Genomic DNA, 13,974 nt, shown 5'->3' with positions numbered 1-13,974 from the left:
AATTAAAAATCTCTATGTTTCGCATTTTATTGTTGATTTTGTAAAAATTTGTATAGTAAATAAAACTAAGTATAAAATTACTAGTAATAGAAAATAAGCTATATATGGTTACAAGTTAGAAACTTAAATTATACGTAGGGATATGTTAACAAAACTGAAAGCACATTTAAAAACTTTTTTATCAGTCTTAGTGAAGTATTTTAGAAAATCTTAGAACCTTCGATTGCTTGAGCGCAGCGAGTTTATCGAAGGTTCTTAGGTTTTCTAAAATACGAACTTTAGACTGATTAAAAGTTTTTAACGTGCTGAAGTTTGTTAACATATGCCGGAGTATAATTTAAGTTTCGGCTGTGCACCACTATTTCTTGGGCTTTCTAGTACCTGGTTTTCTATTTCGTGATGGTCTAGGTGCAGTACTAGGTATTAAGCATTTTTGGCCATTTCCGATTAAGTCTTCTCTGCCAGCTTTCATAAGAGCCTCTTTAACAAGATTATAATTCTCAGGAATACTAAACTGCATTAAAGCTCTTTGCATATTTTTTTCTTTTTGTTCCTTTGGTACATAGACATTTTCACCTGTTAAAGGGTTTATGCCTGCATAGTACATAGTAGTGGAAAGGCTTCCAGGTGTAGGATAAAAGTCCTGTACTTGCTCAGGTGTATATCCCATCTCTTTAATATACTGTGCCAGTTCAATAGAAGCATCTAAATCACTACCAGGATGACTTGACATAAGGTAAGGTACCAAGTATTGATTTTGATTTAGCTTTTTATTTATGTCAAAATATTTTTTTCTAAATCTATCATATATTTCTCTCTTAGGTTTTCCCATTTGTTTTAAAACTTTGTCACTTACATGCTCTGGAGCAACCTTCAATTGTCCGCTTATATGATGCTTGCAAAGTTCTTCAAAAAAATCAGTATTTTTATCATAGGTAAGATAGTCATATCTTATGCCAGAACGTATAAAAACTTTTTTAATGCCAGGAAGCTTTCGCACTTGTCTTAATAAACTTAAGTATTCTTTATGATCAACAATAAGATTTTTACATGGAGTAGGAGACATACACTGTCTGTTCTTACATACACCAGCAGCTTCTTGTTGTTTACATGCTTTATGTCTAAAGTTTGCAGTAGGACCGCCTATATCATGTATATATCCCTTGAAATCTTTCAGTGTAGTTAGAAGCTTAGCTTCATCTACAATAGATTGTTGGCTTCTATTTTGAATAGTTCTTCCTTGGTGAAAAGTAAGTGCACAAAATGAACAACCACCAAAGCAACCTCTATGACTGGTTATTGAGAAACTAACTTCTTTTATTGCGGGTATTCCTCCTTGTGCTTCATACATGGGGTGATAAGTTCTTGTATAAGGGAGATTATACACCATATCCATTTCTTCTTCTGTCAATGAAAATTGAGGAGGATTTTGAACAATGTATTTATCGCCATGTTTTTGTACTAATATTTTTCCTCTCATAGCATCTTGTTCATAGTATTCGAGCTTGTAACTTTCCGCATAAGCCTTTTTATTTGTGGATACTTCTTCAAAGGTAGGTACTTCTACAAAATTAGTTAAACCTAATATTTCTTTTGCAGGATACACTGTTCCACGCACATCAGTAACTTTATAGATGCTCATGCCGTATTTAAGAAGGTTAGCTACCTGTATAACAGTTTTCTCTCCCATACCATATAGCAGTAAGTCTGCCTTAGAATCTAATAATATACTCCTTCTTACTTTATTATCCCAATAATCATAGTGAGCAAATCTTCTTAAGCTGGCCTCGATTCCTCCGATTATTATAGGTACGTCCTTATAAGCTTCTCTTGCTTTATTAGAATAAACAATAACAGCTCTATCAGGTCGGTAACCTGATTTGCCATTAGGAGAGTATAAGTCATCGTGTCTTCTCTTTTTTGAAGCTGTATAGTGATTAACCATTGAATCGATATTACCAGAGTTTATTAAAAAACCTAACTTAGGTTTACCAAGCTTTCTAAAGTCTTCTACGTTATGCCAATCAGGTTGAGCTATTATTCCTACAGTAAAACCTTCATTTTCTAAAACTCTGGATATTATAGCAGTACCAAAAGAAGGATGATCCACATAAGCATCACCAGTTATTACTATAAAATCTAGTTCAGATATATTTCGGGCTCTTAAATCTTCTTTATTTACTGGTAAAAATTTATTATTTAAAATCAATCTACATCCTCCATTCTATACATTGAGTTTCTAATGCTAATTTTATTTAAACATAACCTTAATATTAACATAACAGATTAAAAATATGAATAAAGAAATTTAGTGTGTATTAAATTTATAGTCTATGTACAAAAAACTAACTTCAGCATATTATATATTAAGAAGGATTCATTATGTTAATATATGTAAAATTGTCACCTGAAGTATATAAAAAACTGGTGTAATTGTGAGTGTGTGTTAGTAATATTAAATAATCTGAAAATAAAACAGCATAATAAAGAAATTTAAATAGATTCACTATTTATAGTTGCATTTTGATAAAATTGTACTATAATTAATAGTGTAGAAGAAAGTTGAAAATAGAAAAGTTAATTTAATACTTATGTTAGGTGAGGCTCCTATATAGATATACGCTACTGCCCGGAAACATCGAGAGATGCCAATGGGTCAACAGGTATTACCGAATCAAGGTTTTACTTAATGTAGCTGGACTGTAAATGTCTAAAGCTATATAGTGCTAAAACTCAGACTATAAAAGTTTTAGTTTGCATTGGGAGTCTTTTTGTTTAAAAGGCTTCTTTTTATTTCTTTTTAATATAATAACTTTTACATTAGGTGGTGTTAACACATGGAAGGTGGCCCTAGTAGTGGTCGGTTAAAATTTAATACTAAATTATATAGAGGAATATTTACGCTAATCTAACAACTAAGCTTAATAATATATGTATCATGTAAAAGATTTTTAGATAATTAAGTTGTAATTCGTAAGTATTCCTCTATAAATGATGGGAGGAATATTTATGAAAAAGTTATCAGGTTTCTTTTTGAGCAAGGTTTTGTACAAGAAAATTTATGATCAATTTAACGAACCTATAGGAAAACTTCAGGATATTTATGTAGTTACGGATAATGGTATGCCAAGAGCTATAGGATATAAGATAAAAACAGATGGTGAAATCATTAATTGTGAATTTAAACACATAGCTTTCTATGAAGATGATGACAAAGTCATCATAATAGGAGAAGGTGTGAGAGAAATAATGCTTCAAGAATATTCTTATCTCTTATCAAAACATTTACTAGATAGACAGATTGTAGATATAAATGGAAAAAAATTAGTAAGAGTTAATGATCTAAGAATGGCTGAAATAGCAGGAGAATATAGAGTGGTTGCTGTAGATACAGGCGTACTTGCATTAGGTAGAAGATTAGGTATAGAAGCTACAGTAAAGCAATGCTATAAGTTATTTAATAAGAGACCTTCTGACAGTCTTATAGTATGGGACAATGTTGAATCTCTAGAAATGGTAAATAACAATCTCAAATTGTCAGTTCCTTACAAGAAATTGTCAAAACTTCATCCAGCAGACTTAGCGGATATACTTGAAGATATGGATATAAACTATAGAAAAAGGGTATTTGAAAGCTTAGATCAAAATTTGGCTGCAGATATTTTAGAAGAAATAGAGCCTGATATACAAGCAGACATTTTAGAAAACTTAAGTCAGTCAAAAAGAGATGAAGTTTTAGATAGCATGCCTAATGACGAAATTGCAGACATATTAGATGAAGTAGATAAAGAAACTGCAGAAAAAATACTTCTTAATATGGAAAAAGAGGATGCTGATGAGGTAAGGACCCTTATGGAATATGAAGAGGAAACTGTTGGAAGTATAATGAACAAGGACTTCATAGCTTTTAATATAAATATAACAGTACAAGAAACCATGGAACTTTTAAGAGAAACCAATCCAGAGGATGAAGTATCTCATTATATATATATTGTTGACGAACAAGAAAGACTTCAAGGTGTAGTATCACTTAAAAGTCTTATAATGTCAAAAGCTAAAGATAAATTAAAAGAGATAATGATTAGTGATTTAGTAAATATAAATGATAGAGAAAATATTGAGGAAGCTATAGAACTATGTGTTAAATATGACCTTCTTTCCCTACCCGTAGTAGATGAATATGAAAAATTATGTGGTGTTGTAATTATGAGTGATATAGTTGGAGATATATTAGTTCCAGCATGGAGAAAGAGATTTAAAAAGGTTAGTTAGGAAGAAGGCGATCTAATATGAAAAATAAAAATAGATTTTTAATAGTATTAAGTATAATAGGTTCAGGACTTATTACTGCCAATGCAGGAAATGATGCTGGTGGGGTAACCACATACTCAGTAGTTGGTGCACACTATGGATATTCCATGTTGTGGGGGATGTTTGCTATAGCAATAGGCTTAGCTGTAGTTCAGGAAATGAATGCAAGAATGGCTGTTGTAACAGGTAAAGGTCTATCAGATTTAGTAAGAGAAAGATTTGGCGTTAAATGGGCCTTTTTTGCCATGCTGGTATTACTAGTGGCTAATCTTGGCGTGTGTATAGGAGAGTTTGCAGGTATAGCTGCTAGCTTAGAGTTATTCCATATAAGTAAATACATTTCCATTCCCATATTGACAATACTTATTTGGTTTCTCCTGACTAAGGGAGATTACTCTAAAGCAGAAAAAATATTTTTGTTTTTAACAATAACTTTTTTCGGATATGTAGTTACTGCGTTTCTTGTAAAACCTGATTGGAGTCATGTGGCCACTAGTATAATAAGACCTAATGCAAAGTTTGACAAAGGATATTTTGTCATGCTTATAGGTATGGTAGGAACAACTATAACTCCTTACATGCAATTTTATTTACAATCTTCAGTTGTAGATAAAGGAATATCAGTTAAAGACTATAAATATGAAAAATTAGATGTTTATATAGGTACTTTCTGGGGTATATTAACTGCATTATTTATAACTGTTTGTACAGTGGAGACACTATATAAAGCAGGAATAGGTATAGATACGGCACAGGATGCAGCTTCTGCACTAAGACCTCTTGCTGGAAATTATTCATTTATACTATTCGCTGTAGGTATTTTTGGAGCATCCTTTCTAGCCTGCTTCATCATACCTCTATGTACAGCTTATGCAGTATGTGAAGCTTTTGGTTTCGAGAGTGGTTTGGATAATAAAATAAAAGAAGCACCTGTTTTTTTTGGATTATTTTTATTAATGATATCAGTAAGCGCTATTATTATACTTATACCTAATATTTCGTTAATTAATATTATTTTATTCACACAGCAGTTAGCTGGTGTATTATGTCCTGTGGTGTTAATATTTATGATAAAGCTTGTAAATGATGAAGAAGTTATGGGAAAACACGTTAACACTACATTACAAAACTTCATAGCAGAATTTACAGTTTTATTAATTATAGTATTAACAGTTCTAGCTATAGGAGCAAACTTCGTATAGTTTTCCACAGTCAAATCTTAAAACTTATATATGGTTCTAGACTTGAAACTTAACTTATACTTCGGAATATGTTGCCAAACTTCAGCACGTTAAAAACTTTTAATTAGTCTAAAGTTCGTGTTTATGAAAATCTAAGAAGCTTTGATAAACTCGTACCTCAAACATATCAAAGCTCCTAAGATTTTCAAAAACACTTCACTAAGACTGATAAAAAAGTTTTTAAATGTGCTTTCAGTTTTGGCAACATATTCTACGTATAAGTTAAGTTGACCTGCAAGAACTCTATAGATATAGATCTAGAACTTTTAGATTTAATTTATGTAGCATAGCATATTACTAGATTGTGCCACATTTAAATAGTTTATTAGCAAGTCTTGGCCTCAAATTAGTAGAAAAGCTTAGTACTTTGATACTGTTTGAGCGTAAGCGAGTTTATCAAAGTACTTAGCTTTTCTACTAATTTGAGGCTTAGACTTGCTTAAACTATTTATCAGTGGAATAATCTAGTAATATGCTAGGTGGAATAAATTAAATTTAAAAGTTCCGTACCTATATAAAAAAACGCAGATTAATTTGGTCTGCGTTTTTTATTTTTGTCGAATTTCAACGTATTTTTATTAGTTTTGTGTATACACTATTGATATGTGAAGAGTTAAAATAAAATGCTAATAAAGGGAGTGATATGGTGAGGAGAATTCTTAAGTTTAAAATACAAATAGTATATGTACTTATTATTATGTTTACATATGTCACTACTGCTGTGTTTGTATCTCCTTACAGTGATGCGGTAAAAACAATATCCTATTATTATGGGTCAAGAGGCAATATAGTTGTAGAAATACAAAGAAGACTTAGAGCTTGGGGGTATTACAAAGGCAGTCTAGATGGAGTATATGGATACAGAACCTTTACTGCAGTAAGAAGGTTTCAAAGCAAGAATAGATTAAAAGTGGATGGAGTAGCGGGAAACTCAACTCTTACTGCCTTAGGTATTAACGCAGGTCAGTATTCTGCTGCAACAGCTTCAAGAAGAAAATATACTAGTAATAATCAGGATATAATGTTACTTGCAAGACTTATAAACGGTGAAGCAAGAGGAGAACCTTATGCAGGTCAAGTGGCAGTTGGAGCAGTAATATTAAATAGAACAAGAGATCCTAGATTTCCTAAGACTATAGCTGGGGTAGTATATCAACCTGGAGCATTTACTGCCATAGTAGATGGGCAAGTACACGCTCAAATGCAACAAAGTTCTATAAGGGCTGCTAGAGATGCAATGAACGGATGGGATCCTTCAGGAGGAGCTGTATATTACTTTAATCCATCAACTGCAACTAGCGGATGGATATGGTCTAGGCCATTAATAAAAATCATTGGTAAACATAGGTTTTGCAGATAAAGTGAAACTTGAATCAGATGGGGTTTTGATCCTAGCTGATTCTTAGTTGAACGAATCCAGGGACGTAGCCGCTCTTTACTGCCACTTTGGAGAAGGTGGGAGTATTAGAGCGGGTAGTCATCGGATAAATAATTATAATAAAACGACTTATTTGGAAAATAAAGTCGTTTTATTTATACTGAAAATATATTGACAAATTTTAAAATAGTTGTATAATAAAATCATATAATTCGTATTAAAACACTCGGAAATACTTTGAAAAAGGAAAGTAGCTTTAATGAAGTTTTTTAGAGAGGAAGCCATTTGCTGGAAGGTTTCTAAATGAATTTTTAGTGAAGTGCCCTTTGGAGTTATGTACCGAAGAATTAAGTAGGCTACATCGGGTTCACCCGTTATAGTGATAGAGCATTACTATGTGCTTGATGGTGAGGAGAGGTCTTTAGGCATAAGGATCTAATTAGAGTGGAACCGCGAAGTCAACTTCGTCTCTATATTTGGAGATGGGGTTTTTTGTTTTAAATAAAAAAATATGTAGATCAACTTTAAGATTATTAATGATTATATGTAATTAATTTAATGTATTAACCACAAATTACAGAACATTTTGTTAAGTATAAAATTTTTAATAATTTATAAGATTTAGGGAGGAATACAAACATGATATTTTATAATGCTATAGACATGATAGGGGGAACACCCTTATTTAAATTAAGTAATATTGTAGATGAAGATTCAGCAGAGGTATATGTAAAGCTTGAAAAGTTTAATCCAGGTGGAAGTATAAAGGATAGAGCGGCTCTTGGTATGATAGAAAAAGCTGAGAGAGAAGGAGTTATTAAGCCAGGAGATACTATAGTAGAGCCTACAAGCGGTAATACAGGAATCGCTCTTGCTATGATAGGGAAATTAAAAGGATATAAAGTAATAATTGTTATGCCAGAAACAATGAGTGTGGAGAGAAGAAATTTAATGAAAGCGTATGGTGCAGAACTTGTTCTTACTGAGGGTGCTAAAGGAATGAAAGGTGCAATTGAAAAGGCAGTAGAAATAGCATCAGGAAAAGAAGGATACTTTATACCACAGCAGTTTGTGAATATAGCAAATCCAACTAAGCACTATGATACCACAGCAGAAGAAATACTAAAAGATTTAAGTGATTTAGATGCTTTTGTAGCTGGTGTAGGTACTGGTGGTACTATAACTGGAGTTGGAGAAAATCTAAAGAAGCATAATAAGGATATAAAAGTTATAGCTGTTGAACCAGCAAAATCACCTGTTATATCTGGTGGACAACCGGCTCCACATAAGATTCAAGGAATAGGTGCAGGTTTTATTCCGGATATTTACAAAAAAGAAGTAGTAGATAAAGTTTTAACTATAACAGATGAAGAAGCCTTTGAGTTTGCAAGACGTGTGGGTAAAGAAGAGGGTATATTAATAGGTATTTCTTCAGGTGCTAATATAGCAGCGGCTATAAAAGTTGCTAAAGAATTAGGAAAAGGAAAAAGAGTAGTTACTGTAGCACCAGATGGAGGAGAAAAATATTTATCCATGGGGCTTTATGAATAGTATTTATCTTATTGCTGTAGGTCTTATAATAGATCTATAACTTGTATTTACAACAGTTAAGGGGCTATTTAGTTTACGGAGGGGGAACAATATGAATCCATTTAGTTTGCTTAAGTATGATATAAAGAATGCTATGAACAACGATCCGGCTGCTAGAAATGCTTTAGAGGTAGTTTTGTTATATCCTTTTATACACGCAGTTATACACTATAGAATTGCTAATGCTCTATACAAGAAAAAGTTTTTCTTTTTAGCTAGATTAATATCACAAACTTCTAGATTTTTTACAGGTATAGAAATACACCCAGGAGCAACAATAGGTAAAGGGCTGTTTATTGATCATGGTATGGGTGTTGTAATTGGAGAAACCGCTGAAATAGGCGATAATGTGACTTTGTATCATGGAGTAACTCTAGGTGGTACTGGTAAAGATAAGGGGAAAAGGCATCCAACTATAGGAAATAATGTTACAATAGGAGCTGGAGCAAAAGTATTAGGACCTATAACAATTGGTGACAGAGTTAAAATAGGTGCTAATTCAGTAGTATTAAAGAATATACCTGCAGATAGTACAGCAGTAGGTATACCAGCTAAAGTTATACCCAAAGCCTATTGTTCCGTAATAGAAATAAAGGACTATAACGGGCAGAAGCGAAAGATATATAATGATATGGTTATATAATATATTAAGATCCCCCCATAATTTAAGCTTTATTGTAAGATGAGATTAGTAGGTGAGTTAATTGAACTATAAATCTAGTATATTAAAATATTGTAAAAGTCTCGGATTGGATACTGTTGGCTTTACAAAGTGTAGAATTTTTACAGAATTAAAAGATTATTTTGAGCATAGAAAAACAAAAGAATTAGTAAATGAGTTTGAAGAGCAAGAAATAGAAAAAAGAATAAATCCTTTTTTATATATGAAAGATGGGAAAACAATAATATCTATTGCTTTCCCTTATTTATTTAATAATAATTTTTTAGATCACATTGGTTTTTCCAAGTATACCTGTGGTAGAGATTATCATTTAGTAGTTTCGGAGTATCTCAAAAAAATATGTGCTTATATAGAAAGTTTAGGTGGAGAGGCCATCTATTTTGTAGATAGTAACTCTTTACCAGAAAGATATATTGCAGTGCAAGCAGGAGTAGGCTTCTTAGGAAAAAATAATATGATCATAACTGAAAAATATGGTTCCTACGTATTTCTAGGAGAAATAATAACTAATATTAAAGTAGAAATTGATGAGCCTGTTAAAAATAAATGCGGGGAATGTAATCTATGTGAAAAAGCTTGCCCTACAGGATCTATAAAAGGTGGAAACAACCCTAATATATGTCTTTCTTATATAACACAAAAAAAGGATATAGAAGATCATTGGTTTAGTAAACTTAGCGGCAGGATGTTTGGATGTGATACTTGTCAGAGAGTTTGCCCCTATAATGCTCAGGTGCAGCTTTCTAAATTAGAACAATTTAAGCCTTTTAGCTTTATGGAGAATGTTGAGCTTGAAGAACTAGCTAATATTGATAAAAAAACTTTTAAAGAGAAGTATGCTCAAACATCTTGTGGCTGGAGAGGAAAGAATGTACTGCAGAGAAATGCCTTAATAAATATAATGAGCCAAAATAAATGTATAAATTTAGGGGAAATTAAGTCATCTTATGTAAAGAATTATTATGATAGACTTTTAAAGATTTTCAAACTATAATTTATATTAGTAATATATTGATAAATATATTACTTATTGTATTGATGAAAGGTGGACGTTTAGATGATTTCTTCTGCAGTGGTAAAAGTTATGAATACTCTTCCAAAAGGATTAGTAGAATCCATATGTAGAGCAATAGTAAATAGATATTTAAGAAAATATGCTGATATAGAAGTTAAAGGAATTGAGAACTTAAAGGAAGTTGAAAAGCCTATATTGTTTATTTGCAATCATTTAAGTAATTCAGATGCATTAGTAATCAATAAAGCTTTAAAAGATCAAGATATAATTTTTGTTGCTGGAGTTAAACTATCAGATAACCCTTGGACAAATATAGGAATGAATATAACAAAGACCATTTCAATAAGGCCTAATACAGCAGATAAAGATGCTATATCAAGAATTGTGAAAACCTCAAAGGAGGGTAATAATATATTAATATTTCCAGAGGGAACAAGAAGTAGGACTGGAAGCATGATTGAAGCTAGAAAGGGAGTAATTTTGATACAAAAGTTAACTAAAGCTTCAGTTGTTCCTTTGGCTATATACGGTAGTGAAAAGCTAATGCCAATCAATAACGCGGATATGGGATCAGAAAGGTTTCATCATGCTAAAGTAACTCTAAATATTGGGAAAAGAATAGATATTCCTAAAAAGAGTGTTGGTGAAGATAGGCATGAGTATGAAGAAAAAGCCTTAAATTTTATGATGAAAAAAATTGCGGAACTTATGCCAGAAGAATATAGAGGATTTTACAAGTAATATATGGTACCCATCTTTACTAGAAGGGTATTATTTTTTGTTAAAAGTGCAACATATTTGTATAGAGTACATAGGTGAAAATTTAACTTATACTCCGAGATATATTACCATGTTTCGTCACGTTAAATATTTTTAATTAGTCTAAAGCTCAAATTTAAGCAGAGAGCCAAAATCTATGATTTTGTGCGAATCGCTTACTCCTCTGACGAAAGGAAGAGGAGTTTCATAATAATATAAAAGAACTTTGATAAACTCGCTATGCTCAAACAATCTAAAGTTCTAAGATTTTTCTCAAATTTGAGCTAAGACTAATAGAAAAATATTTAAATGTGACTTCAACATTGGTAATATATCCCTACGTATAAGTTAAATTTTCACCGCCAATGCCTATATTGAGATGTGGAGATAGTACTTAATTAACATTTATATAGAATGGTGATGAGAATGAAAAAGAAAGATACAGAAAAGATAGTTGAAACCTTAAGCCATACATATCCTGATGCAAAATGTGCTCTTAATTTCAGATCACCTTATGAATTACTAGTATCAACTATATTATCAGCTCAATGCACAGATGTAAGGGTAAATCAGGTTACTGAAGAGTTATATAAGGAATATAATACTCCAGAGAAGATGATAACTCTTACTGAAGAAGAATTAGGAGAGAAAATTAGGAGTTGTGGCTTTTACAAAAATAAAAGTAAAAATATATTAGGAGCAACTAAGGAAATACTAATAAATCATGAAGGAAAGGTGCCCAATACAATGGAGGAGCTTATTAAGCTTCCAGGAGTAGGAAGAAAGACTGCTAATGTAGTACTTTCCAATGCTTTTGGAGTACCGGCTATAGCAGTTGATACTCATGTATTTAGAGTATCAAATAGATTAGGTATTGCTAAAGGAAATACACCAGAGAAAGTGGAAAATGAACTTATGAAAAATATTGCTAGAGATAAGTGGAGTGATACCCATCATTATTTAATATGGCATGGAAGACAAATATGTAAGGCTAGAAAACCTAATTGTGAACAGTGCCCAGTGGCACCTAATTGTGAATATTTTAGTGGACTGCAGGATAATACACACAAATAAAGCTGTTTTACTGTTAATATGTTAATAGAATTTGAGTACAAATGTGGATAAAAATTTAATTTTAGTAGTTAATTAATAATACTTATACATAAATAGGGGGAGGAAACTTAGTATGAACATTAAAGAAGAAGCTTTGAAGGTACACAAAGATAATAGAGGTAAATTAGAGGTGAAAAGTAAAATAAGCCTAAATACTAGACATGATTTATCAATAGCTTATACACCAGGTGTAGCTGAACCATGCTTAAAGATAGCAGAAGATAAAAATGCTATATATGACTATACTATAAAAGGAAATACAGTAGCAGTGGTTACTAATGGTACTGCTGTACTTGGTCTTGGAGATATAGGTGCAGGTGCAGGACTGCCAGTTATGGAAGGTAAAGCTTTATTATTTAAAGAATTTGGGGGAATAGATGCTTTCCCTATATGTATTGATAGTAAAGATCCAGAGGAAATAATTAAAACTGTTAAGCTAATATCACCTACCTTCGGAGGAATAAATCTGGAGGATATAAAAGCACCTGAGTGTTTTTATATAGAAGAAACATTAAAAAGAGAATTAGATATTCCTGTTTTCCATGATGATCAACACGGAACAGCCATAGTAGTTCTTGCTGGACTCTACAATGCACTAAGATTAGTCAAAAAGAACATTAAAGATGCAAAGATATTAATAAATGGAGCAGGATCAGCTGGTATTGCTATATGTAAGCTCTTGCTTAAAGCAGGTGCAGAAAACATTACTATGTGTGATAGAAATGGAGCTTTAGTAGAAGGCGATTTAAGTTTAAATGATGCTCAGCAAGAAATAGCTAAAGTTACAAATAAGAATAAAGAACAAGGACTACTTCAAGAAATAGTAAAAGGTAAGGATGTTTTCATAGGTGTTTCTGCAGCAGGAGTACTCACAAAAGAAATGGCATCATCTATGAATAAAGATAGCATAGTTTTTGCTATGGCAAACCCTACTCCAGAGATAATGCCAGATTTAGCAAAAGAAGCAGGAGTAAGAGTGATAGCCACAGGAAGATCAGACTTTCCAAATCAAATAAATAACGTATTAGTGTTTCCAGGAATATTTAAAGGAGCATTAGAGGTAAGATCTAAAGTAATAAATGATGAAATGAAGCTTGCAGCAGCTGCAGGTATAGCTAATTTGATAACAGATGAGGAATTAAAGGAAGAGTACATAATTCCAGGTGTTTTTGATAAAAGAGTATGTGATTCCGTAGCAGTAGAAGTGAAAAGAATAGCAAGAGAAATGGGAGTAGCTAGAATATAAGGTTCCTACAGGTCAACTTAACTTACACGACCGAATATGTTGCCAAACTTCGTCACGTTAAAAACTTTTAATCAGTCTAAAGTTCGTGTTTAAGCAGAGAGCCAAAATCTGAGATTTTGTGCGAATCGCTTACTACTCTGATGTAAGGAAGAGTAGTTTCCTTATAAATTTATAAGAACCTTATATAAACTCGCTACGCTCAAACATATATAAGGCTCTAAGATTTTCTAAAACACTTCACTAAGATTGATAAAAAAGTTTTTAAATGTGCTTCAGTTTTGTCAACATATTCTTACGTATAAGTTAAGTTTCATCTGCAGCTTTTTATAGGTTTTGATGAAGCTTCGTTAAAAAAGTATTTAAAAATTTCTTATTACAGATAACATATGTATACAATTAAGAAAGTTATAAAATATAAGTACTGCATAGGGTTCATGATGAAAATTTAGCTTATATGTAGAGATATACTACCAATGTTGAAGTCACATTTAAAAATTTTTTTATTAGTCTTAGCGAAAATGAGAGAAAAACCTTAGAACTTTAGATATGTTTGAGGTACGAGTTTATCAAAGTTCTTAGGTTTTTCTCTCATTTGAGCTTTAGACTAATAAAAAATATTTAACGTGACAAAACATGGTA

Annotated in this window: 10 protein-coding genes, 1 riboswitch and 1 other annotated feature; of the genes, 9 read left to right on the top strand and 1 reads right to left on the bottom strand. The window is 31.9% G+C overall.

Annotated features, from left to right (window positions below):
* Positions 1 to 358: 358 nt before the first annotated feature.
* Positions 359 to 2,206, bottom strand: a complete 1,848-nt coding sequence (locus HGI79_RS14630) for a YgiQ family radical SAM protein (RefSeq protein WP_185651463.1) — start codon at positions 2,204 to 2,206, stop codon at positions 359 to 361.
* A 377-nt stretch (positions 2,207 to 2,583) separates the two neighbouring features.
* Positions 2,584 to 2,752, top strand: a riboswitch (M-box (ykoK) riboswitch).
* A gap of 257 nt (positions 2,753 to 3,009) precedes the next feature.
* Between HGI79_RS14630 and HGI79_RS14625 the strand changes: the two genes are divergently transcribed.
* The 9 genes from HGI79_RS14625 (at position 3,010) to HGI79_RS14585 (ending at position 13,335) form a co-directional block, all read left to right on the top strand.
* Positions 3,010 to 4,272, top strand: coding sequence for a magnesium transporter (locus HGI79_RS14625; RefSeq protein WP_185651438.1), 1,263 nt, complete (start codon positions 3,010 to 3,012; stop codon positions 4,270 to 4,272).
* 17 nt (positions 4,273 to 4,289) lie between these two features.
* Positions 4,290 to 5,513 carry an NRAMP family divalent metal transporter gene (locus tag HGI79_RS14620; RefSeq protein WP_185651437.1) on the top strand — a complete coding sequence of 408 codons (1,224 nt, stop codon included), beginning with the start codon at positions 4,290 to 4,292 and terminating at the stop codon, positions 5,511 to 5,513.
* A gap of 685 nt (positions 5,514 to 6,198) precedes the next feature.
* Complete coding sequence (sleB, locus tag HGI79_RS14615; protein ID WP_395939550.1) at positions 6,199 to 6,912, top strand: spore cortex-lytic enzyme; 714 nt, start codon at positions 6,199 to 6,201, stop codon at positions 6,910 to 6,912.
* A 246-nt stretch (positions 6,913 to 7,158) separates the two neighbouring features.
* Positions 7,159 to 7,405, top strand: a binding site (T-box leader).
* A 164-nt stretch (positions 7,406 to 7,569) separates the two neighbouring features.
* A complete protein-coding gene (gene cysK, locus HGI79_RS14610) occupies positions 7,570 to 8,481 on the top strand; it encodes a cysteine synthase A (RefSeq protein ID WP_185651435.1) in 912 nt (303 codons plus the stop codon).
* A 91-nt stretch (positions 8,482 to 8,572) separates the two neighbouring features.
* Positions 8,573 to 9,163, top strand: coding sequence for a serine O-acetyltransferase EpsC (gene epsC, locus HGI79_RS14605; protein WP_185651434.1), 591 nt, complete (start codon positions 8,573 to 8,575; stop codon positions 9,161 to 9,163).
* A gap of 61 nt (positions 9,164 to 9,224) precedes the next feature.
* Positions 9,225 to 10,196: a tRNA epoxyqueuosine(34) reductase QueG gene (queG, locus tag HGI79_RS14600; protein ID WP_185651433.1), complete on the top strand. Its 972-nt coding sequence runs from the start codon at positions 9,225 to 9,227 to the stop codon at positions 10,194 to 10,196.
* A 63-nt stretch (positions 10,197 to 10,259) separates the two neighbouring features.
* Entirely contained in the window at positions 10,260 to 10,958 is a 699-nt protein-coding gene (locus tag HGI79_RS14595; RefSeq protein WP_185651432.1) for a 1-acyl-sn-glycerol-3-phosphate acyltransferase, read from the top strand.
* Between the two features lie 444 nt (positions 10,959 to 11,402).
* Positions 11,403 to 12,050 carry an endonuclease III gene (gene nth, locus HGI79_RS14590; protein WP_185651431.1) on the top strand — a complete coding sequence of 216 codons (648 nt, stop codon included), beginning with the start codon at positions 11,403 to 11,405 and terminating at the stop codon, positions 12,048 to 12,050.
* 112 nt (positions 12,051 to 12,162) lie between these two features.
* Positions 12,163 to 13,335, top strand: coding sequence for an NADP-dependent malic enzyme (locus tag HGI79_RS14585; protein ID WP_185651430.1), 1,173 nt, complete (start codon positions 12,163 to 12,165; stop codon positions 13,333 to 13,335).
* The last annotated feature ends 639 nt before the right edge of the window (positions 13,336 to 13,974 follow it).

Source organism: Clostridium sp. DJ247 (assembly GCF_014231265.1).
This window is presented reverse-complemented; position numbering and strand designations above follow the sequence as displayed.